This is a genomic window from Fundicoccus sp. Sow4_F4, assembly GCF_052116145.1.
Classification (GTDB): Bacteria; Bacillota; Bacilli; order Lactobacillales; family Aerococcaceae; genus Fundicoccus.
The window spans coordinates 23092-29091 of the sequence record NZ_JBQKLQ010000013.1; the positions used below are offsets into that span (position 1 = coordinate 23092).

At 33.8% G+C, this 6000-nt stretch carries 9 protein-coding genes and 1 tRNA gene; 4 read left to right on the forward strand and 6 right to left on the reverse strand.

Annotated elements, in window-relative coordinates:
- The first annotated feature begins 34 nt into the window (after positions 1 to 34).
- Complete coding sequence (locus ACTQ5J_RS13160; protein WP_441753651.1) at positions 35 to 376, forward strand: hypothetical protein; 342 nt, start codon at positions 35 to 37, stop codon at positions 374 to 376.
- Positions 377 to 781, forward strand: coding sequence for an AlbA family DNA-binding domain-containing protein (locus tag ACTQ5J_RS13165; protein ID WP_441753653.1), 405 nt, complete (start codon positions 377 to 379; stop codon positions 779 to 781).
- Between the two features lie 223 nt (positions 782 to 1004).
- Here the strand turns inward: ACTQ5J_RS13165 and ACTQ5J_RS13170 are convergent, their stop codons facing one another.
- The 5 genes from ACTQ5J_RS13170 to ACTQ5J_RS13190 form a co-directional block, all read right to left on the reverse strand.
- Entirely contained in the window at positions 1005 to 1901 is an 897-nt protein-coding gene (locus ACTQ5J_RS13170) for a DnaD domain protein (protein WP_441753655.1), read from the reverse strand.
- A gap of 7 nt (positions 1902 to 1908) precedes the next feature.
- Positions 1909 to 2304 (reverse strand): ORF6C domain-containing protein, encoded by a 396-nt coding sequence (locus tag ACTQ5J_RS13175; protein WP_441753657.1) that lies wholly within the window; start codon positions 2302 to 2304, stop codon positions 1909 to 1911.
- Between the two features lie 75 nt (positions 2305 to 2379).
- Positions 2380 to 3195, reverse strand: a complete 816-nt coding sequence (locus ACTQ5J_RS13180) for a DUF3102 domain-containing protein (protein ID WP_441753658.1) — start codon at positions 3193 to 3195, stop codon at positions 2380 to 2382.
- Between the two features lie 3 nt (positions 3196 to 3198).
- Positions 3199 to 3519, reverse strand: a complete 321-nt coding sequence (locus ACTQ5J_RS13185; RefSeq protein ID WP_441753660.1) for a helix-turn-helix domain-containing protein — start codon at positions 3517 to 3519, stop codon at positions 3199 to 3201.
- The gene (locus ACTQ5J_RS13190) at positions 3512 to 3769 is read right to left on the reverse strand and encodes a helix-turn-helix transcriptional regulator (protein ID WP_441753662.1); all 258 of its coding nucleotides are present in this window, start codon (positions 3767 to 3769) and stop codon (positions 3512 to 3514) included. Before ACTQ5J_RS13190 ends, ACTQ5J_RS13185 begins: the two co-directional genes overlap by 8 nt.
- A gap of 197 nt (positions 3770 to 3966) precedes the next feature.
- Between ACTQ5J_RS13190 and ACTQ5J_RS13195 the strand changes: the two genes are divergently transcribed.
- The gene (locus ACTQ5J_RS13195) at positions 3967 to 4551 is read left to right on the forward strand and encodes a helix-turn-helix domain-containing protein (RefSeq protein WP_441753664.1); all 585 of its coding nucleotides are present in this window, start codon (positions 3967 to 3969) and stop codon (positions 4549 to 4551) included.
- 49 nt (positions 4552 to 4600) lie between these two features.
- Positions 4601 to 5746, forward strand: a complete 1146-nt coding sequence (locus ACTQ5J_RS13200; RefSeq protein ID WP_441753666.1) for a tyrosine-type recombinase/integrase — start codon at positions 4601 to 4603, stop codon at positions 5744 to 5746.
- A 148-nt stretch (positions 5747 to 5894) separates the two neighbouring features.
- Here ACTQ5J_RS13200 and ACTQ5J_RS13205 read toward each other — a convergent pair.
- Positions 5895 to 5978 (reverse strand) — tRNA-Leu (locus tag ACTQ5J_RS13205).
- Between the last annotated feature and the right edge of the window lie 22 nt (positions 5979 to 6000).

The following is a 6000-nucleotide window of genomic DNA, read 5'->3' on the forward strand; positions in this document are numbered from 1 at the left end:
AGTTACACAAAAGCACATATAGAGGTGAAATATGATGGAAACAAGAAAAAAAATTTACTATGATTTTTATGTTAACCAGCGACAAATTGAACTACAAATTGAAAGCGCATACTATTGTGATGAGGAACTTACTATTTTAGTTTTAAATGAAGAATATGATGAAGTTGAGAGTCCTGAAGAATTAAGGAGTATAGTTCTTCAAAATTATAGTTGGTTAGTACAAATATATCTCTGGATGCTTAAGCAAGATAAAAACTTTGATCAAGACCGTGTCACTTGTCTTATTAATGAGAGTTGTTTATTAATAGCTGTTTCTAAGGAAACGAAGACAGAAAAAACAAAAGGTAAGGCCACTAGGATACTGAGGGAGGCCTAAATGAACATTAATGGGGATATGATTATATACGACGATTTGGAAAAGAATCAGCATGAAGTTCTTAAAGATATCGTTGCTCTATTGAACCATCGATACATCAGTACTATCTTATTAGGTGTAAACAAAAAGAATCCTAACATAAGTATGGGCTCTCACCATCCTTCTTGGATACTAGCTCTCAATACTTGGATCGAACAAGAACGTATTGTCCCTAATCCAGTAAATAATATAAAAATCAGCCAAATTAACGGGATACTAGATATCGAAATTACACCAGGTAATGATGCGCCTTATCATTTAACTGCTAAGAATGATAAGAATAAGCAAAGAATCTACATAAGAGATTCTAAGAAAACCAAGCCAGTTTCTCCTAGTGAGTATCTACAACTTTATTCACACAAATAGCCTTTAACGAATCGTCGCCCGAATCGGGGGACGATTCTTCATTGTCATTGTCATTTTAATTATCATTATACTTATCATTGTCATTATGATGATGTGTCTAAAGACTCAAACACAATTACAGGCAATACATGACTATCACACATGTAAATGGAATCATTAGATAACGAAAAACAGCTACCATCAATTACCGGCAGCTGTTTTAAAAGCATGATTGGAATGCAATTTATGACCTTCTTTTTTGCTCTCTCCTATTTCTGTCCGCAGTCACCTGTCTCATTAATTCCTCTGTACAGGTTTTTGCTAATGCTTCACTTTCGCTTGCTGTATAACTACGAGACATTGAAGATTTCTGTGAATACTTTAAATCTAGTTTTTCGATATCTGTGATTGACTTTACTTTTTTGACTGACCAATTCTCCAATATTTTCAACGAATACTTATATGGATTATTTGATGAAATAGATCGTTGCAATGCACTCACCACGATATCATCTCCGAAATAATCAATCCACTTCTTATAAGCATTCTTCATTTCGTCATTCATCTCACCAAAGTTTGCTTGAAAGTATGAAAAAGTTAGATAATCCATTACTTCTTCTCTCACTGGGTCTACTAGAGAAAAGTCTGTCTTAAAAATTTGCTGATCAATAGGCTTAACTTGTTGCCTCTTGACCAGTTCATTTTCAAAACATTGCTTAACTGTTTTATCAAACGGTCTATCTGATACAGTCCAAAACTCAAACATATTCTCGTAAGTGGCATACAACAGATTGGCATCTTGAACCCTTGATAATTCTTTTATCAGTAAATCGCTTACCGGTTTTCCGCCCTTTACGATACTATACTTCAATGAATTTAAGAGCGATATCTCTTGCGTCTCAACCGAGTACATAATATTTTTATAGAAGTTACAAAATCGATCCAGTAAAACATTAATTACTTCAATCGTATAACCAGTATCAAAACTAATCACGCGCTTAGGTAGAGAATAGATACCTACTTGCGAACTACGGGGATTCGTCATTAAATACAATAAGAAGTATTTATCTTCTACAGAATAATTATCTAATACTGTTGAATCTTCCCAGAAACGTGTGTCAACAATTCTTTTAACTACCATAATCAACCTATGCGTTACTTTGTCTAATACGCTTCAGCAAGTCTTGGTTAGGCAACCAATTTTGCCAATAATTCATCGCCGATGCTTGGTCCGTTTGTCTCAACAAATCATAACGGGCAATCATAAATTTAGATTTAAAATCATTAGCAGCTGAACGGTACACTTCCGATACTAATTTCTTATTTTGATAAGCTTTAGAAGATTTCCCTCCCAATATTTTCAACACATGTTGCTTGCGAGCCGTGTTTAAAAAAGATGTGATCACCGGATTAACTGGTTGAATTTTCTCTAAGTAATCTACACGCTTGGCCAATTCTTGGTTAAACGTATTGTTCTCTCTTAGCTTGAGAACGAGTTCTTCTAGTTCATAATTTACAGATGCATTAGCTTGTAATTCATTCATGATAAAACCTCTTTTCTTTATGATAACGTTTGCATTTTATAGATATAATATATTCGTTTTAGTTAATAATTGATTCTAGTCAATTATTACTCCATCAATGATATCTTCTATTTCCAAACATCGCCTCATATCAGCGCACCAATCCTCTACTAACGCTACCAGACTCAAGTACTGGTTTGCGTACACCGGATTACGATTAATAATGGCTAATTGTTCTGAAAACCGTAACGGTGATATCTTGGTCAAGAGAATATTCAATTCTTCTCTAAACTTTGTATAGTTATGTAAGTAACTTAATTCTTCAACCATATTCAAGCGTTTAGTTGATAATTTATCTATTTCTACCTTTAATTCTTCAAATTGCTCTTTTAATTCTTGATTCTCATGAATCGATTTTAATGATTGCTGGTATGCTTGTTGCACTTGATGTAACTTTTTCGTAGTTTCAGTCAATTCTGTTTGAAGGACCTGTGTAGTATTATCGATGCTTGGGCCAGACGGTTCCACTTGATTAATAGTTTGTCTTAAATTTCTTAGTTCTTTCACGTTCATATCTACTGGTAGCTTAACCTCTCCGGTACTTGTAACATGTTGTTGTTCTCTAACATCTGCTGGCAAACTAGCAATCATTGACAGAACACTTATTCCTAAATTCTGCATCGTTGCTGAATTTGGTAACTCTTGCGCGATTTTCATTAGTCGATTCGCAGCTGTATGATCTATGCCCACTTTTTCCAGCCAATTTCCAAACTGACCGTGTGAAAGATCATTAGTCTTTACATAGGTCAAACGTCTACCAATTTCCCAAAAGGCTGATCCAGCTTGTTGTTTGTATTGTTTAATCTCAAACTCTAAGACATTTAAATCTCCAGATAACATTAATTGATTCATATACTATCCCCTCACGCTGTTTGAAGTTTTATATTTTTGCATATATGATTCAATATCCGCTTGATCATAATAAACACGATTGCCAAGCCAAATTTCTTTCAGTCCATCACTAACCCAATTTTTCAAAGTTCTATGACCAATACCAAATTCCGAAATAACATCCTGCTGCTTTAAATAGTTTTTTTTATTTTTCACTTCAAGTACTTCAATACGCTCCTCAAGCATGTTTATTGTTTCTACGAAATGATTAATCTTATTATCAAACAAAGAACTAGCAAATATCTCCAAGGCTTTCTCTAAATTGGCTGTTTCGATTTCATTCACCCCGCCCAGCTACCTGCATAGGTTCCCCATCAAGTACATTAATTGCATAAAAGATCTCGACGACTTCCAAAGGTGTTAAATGTAAAACATGGAAGCAACCATTCACAACTTGATAAGAGGGTTTAGTTTTACCCGTTAAAACATTACTAATTGTTCCTCGATTGACCTGGATTTTGTGTGCTAAAGACTCATTAGTCAAGCCACAACGTGCAATACTTGCTTTTAGTTTCTTCTGATTTACATGATTCAATTACTCCTATCCTCCTAGTAAATAATTTTTTATTGCAATATTGAATTTTGTGAATAAACTTACAAGACAAAGATACAATATAGTTTTTAATATTTCAACAAATAAATGCAAAAGATGAATCGATTCATCAGCGACTCTTGCAAAAGATGAATTGATTGATTATAATGACGGAGAAAATAAGAAAGGTGGTGAATATTTTGACAATTGGCGAGAGAATTAAATTGGCCAGAGAAAACAAACATCTCAGCCAAAAAAAGTTAGGTAGTTTAATTAATATTTCGCCTTCCACTCTGAGTCGCTATGAGCAAAATCACGTTAAAGGAATTGACAACAAAATCATTGGAAAAATTGCTAAAGCTCTTGGCGTGTCAATAGAATATCTACAAGGTTTTACAGATACTTTTAGTGATAAAATAATTAAAGTTAAGGTTATTGAAAGTATTAAAGATGGAGTCTTCACTTTTACAAATGAAATTGCTGTTGCTTCATTCGCTTTACCAAAAAAAGAGTTATTCTACCTTGTATCAAAAGACTCTTCAATGATGCCACAAATTAAAGAAGGTGCACTTGTCCTATTTCAAAAATCACAGGATGTCATAGATAATACAATAGTCTGTGTGCTACCTCATAATTCTACTGTTCCAATCATTCGAAAATTACGCACCGTTAGGAATAGGAGACTATTCTTACCATTGGATTTGTCACAAGATATCTATTGCGATGATGTTGAGAACTCACATATAATTCTTGGCAAAGCTATCCAGGTAATACACGATTTATAAAAATATATTTATTTATTCCTCTCACGCTGAAAAAGGAGAATAAATAAACATGATTACAAAATATGAATTAAAAAATGGTCAAACCCGATACAAATCAAAAATATACTTAGGTATCGACGACGCGACTGGAAAAGTAGTTGCGCCTATGAAGAGTGGCTTTAAAAAATATTCGGATGCGGTGAAATATGAAACAGATTTAAAAAACAACTTTTTAGACAACGGAAACAGCTTAACAAAATCTTTGAAAAAATATACATTTAAAGATGTCTTTAAACTTTGGTTTATGCAATATAAACTCAGTGTTAAAGAAAACACTTATATTACAGCTATGCAAGTTGCAGAGAAGCATATCTTACCCGTCTTTGGTGAGTTTTTCCTAAGTAAAATTCCTTTAGTTCTATGTCAAGAAGCCACTAATCTTTGGTATGAAACCTATTCGAAAGCTTCCTTTTTAGTAAATTTAACTAAACGGATACTAGACTTTGCAATTAGTATCGAGTGCTGTGCAGTTAATCCAATGACCAAAATTATGCGTCCTAAAAATACTCATAAAAAGAAATACGAATCGCCCTTTTTTGAAAAGGAACAACTAATTGAATTTGAAAGAATCATCAGTGAATCTGAGGATATTATGGTGAGAACAATGTTTAGAGTGTTAGCCTTTACGGGGTTAAGAAAATCTGAATTATTAGCTTTACAGTGGGCAGACTTAGATGAAGTGAACCGGACTTTATCTGTGAAAAGAATTGTGGCACGGGGAATAAGTTCATTAATCGTTCAAGACCCTAAAACCGAGAGTAGTTTTAGAACTATCTCTATTGACTCAAGAACTTGGGAGATATTAAAACAGTGGCGGACGGTACAAAAGGTAAGATTAATAAAACACGGACAAAATACAAATAGGAAAAATCAATATGTATTTACAAATGAAAACAATTCATTTCTAAATCATAAATTCCTTAACAATAACTTAAAAAGAATCTTAGCTAATCATCCAAATTTACCTAAAATGACAATTCATGGATTTAGACATACACACTGTTCACTACTGTTCGATGCCAGGGTTGAAGAAGGGGCCATAAAAGAACGATTAGGTCATAGTAGTATTCTTACAACACGTAATATATATGATCATGTTACGAAACATCGAAGTGAAGATACAGCACAAAAGTTCGAAAATTTTATATCATTTTAATGATTTACAATATATCATAAGTTTTTACCCAATAAAATTTTCGTTAGAAAAAAGTATGGTAGAATCTATGGTAACTTTTTCAAAAAACACAAAAAAAGCAGTTTCTCACGCACATGAGAAACTGCTCCTAAGCTTGATGCCAAGCTGATACCGATGGTCGGGGTCGAACCGACACGCCCGTGAGGGCACAGGATTTTGAGTCCAGCGCGTCTGCCAATTCCGCCACACCGGCATTAATGATATGCTTTTCTAAC

Excerpts from the sequence above, each read along its gene's own strand:
- ACTQ5J_RS13160 (WP_441753651.1), top strand. The coding sequence starts at position 35 with ATGGAAACAAGAAAAAAAATTTACTATGATTTTTATGTTAACCAGCGA.
- ACTQ5J_RS13165 (WP_441753653.1), top strand. The coding sequence starts at position 377 with ATGAACATTAATGGGGATATGATTATATACGACGATTTGGAAAAGAAT.
- ACTQ5J_RS13170 (WP_441753655.1), bottom strand. The coding sequence starts at position 1,901 with ATGGTAGTTAAAAGAATTGTTGACACACGTTTCTGGGAAGATTCAACA.
- ACTQ5J_RS13175 (WP_441753657.1), bottom strand. The coding sequence starts at position 2,304 with ATGAATGAATTACAAGCTAATGCATCTGTAAATTATGAACTAGAAGAA.
- ACTQ5J_RS13180 (WP_441753658.1), bottom strand. The coding sequence starts at position 3,195 with ATGAATCAATTAATGTTATCTGGAGATTTAAATGTCTTAGAGTTTGAG.
- ACTQ5J_RS13200 (WP_441753666.1), top strand. The coding sequence starts at position 4,601 with ATGATTACAAAATATGAATTAAAAAATGGTCAAACCCGATACAAATCA.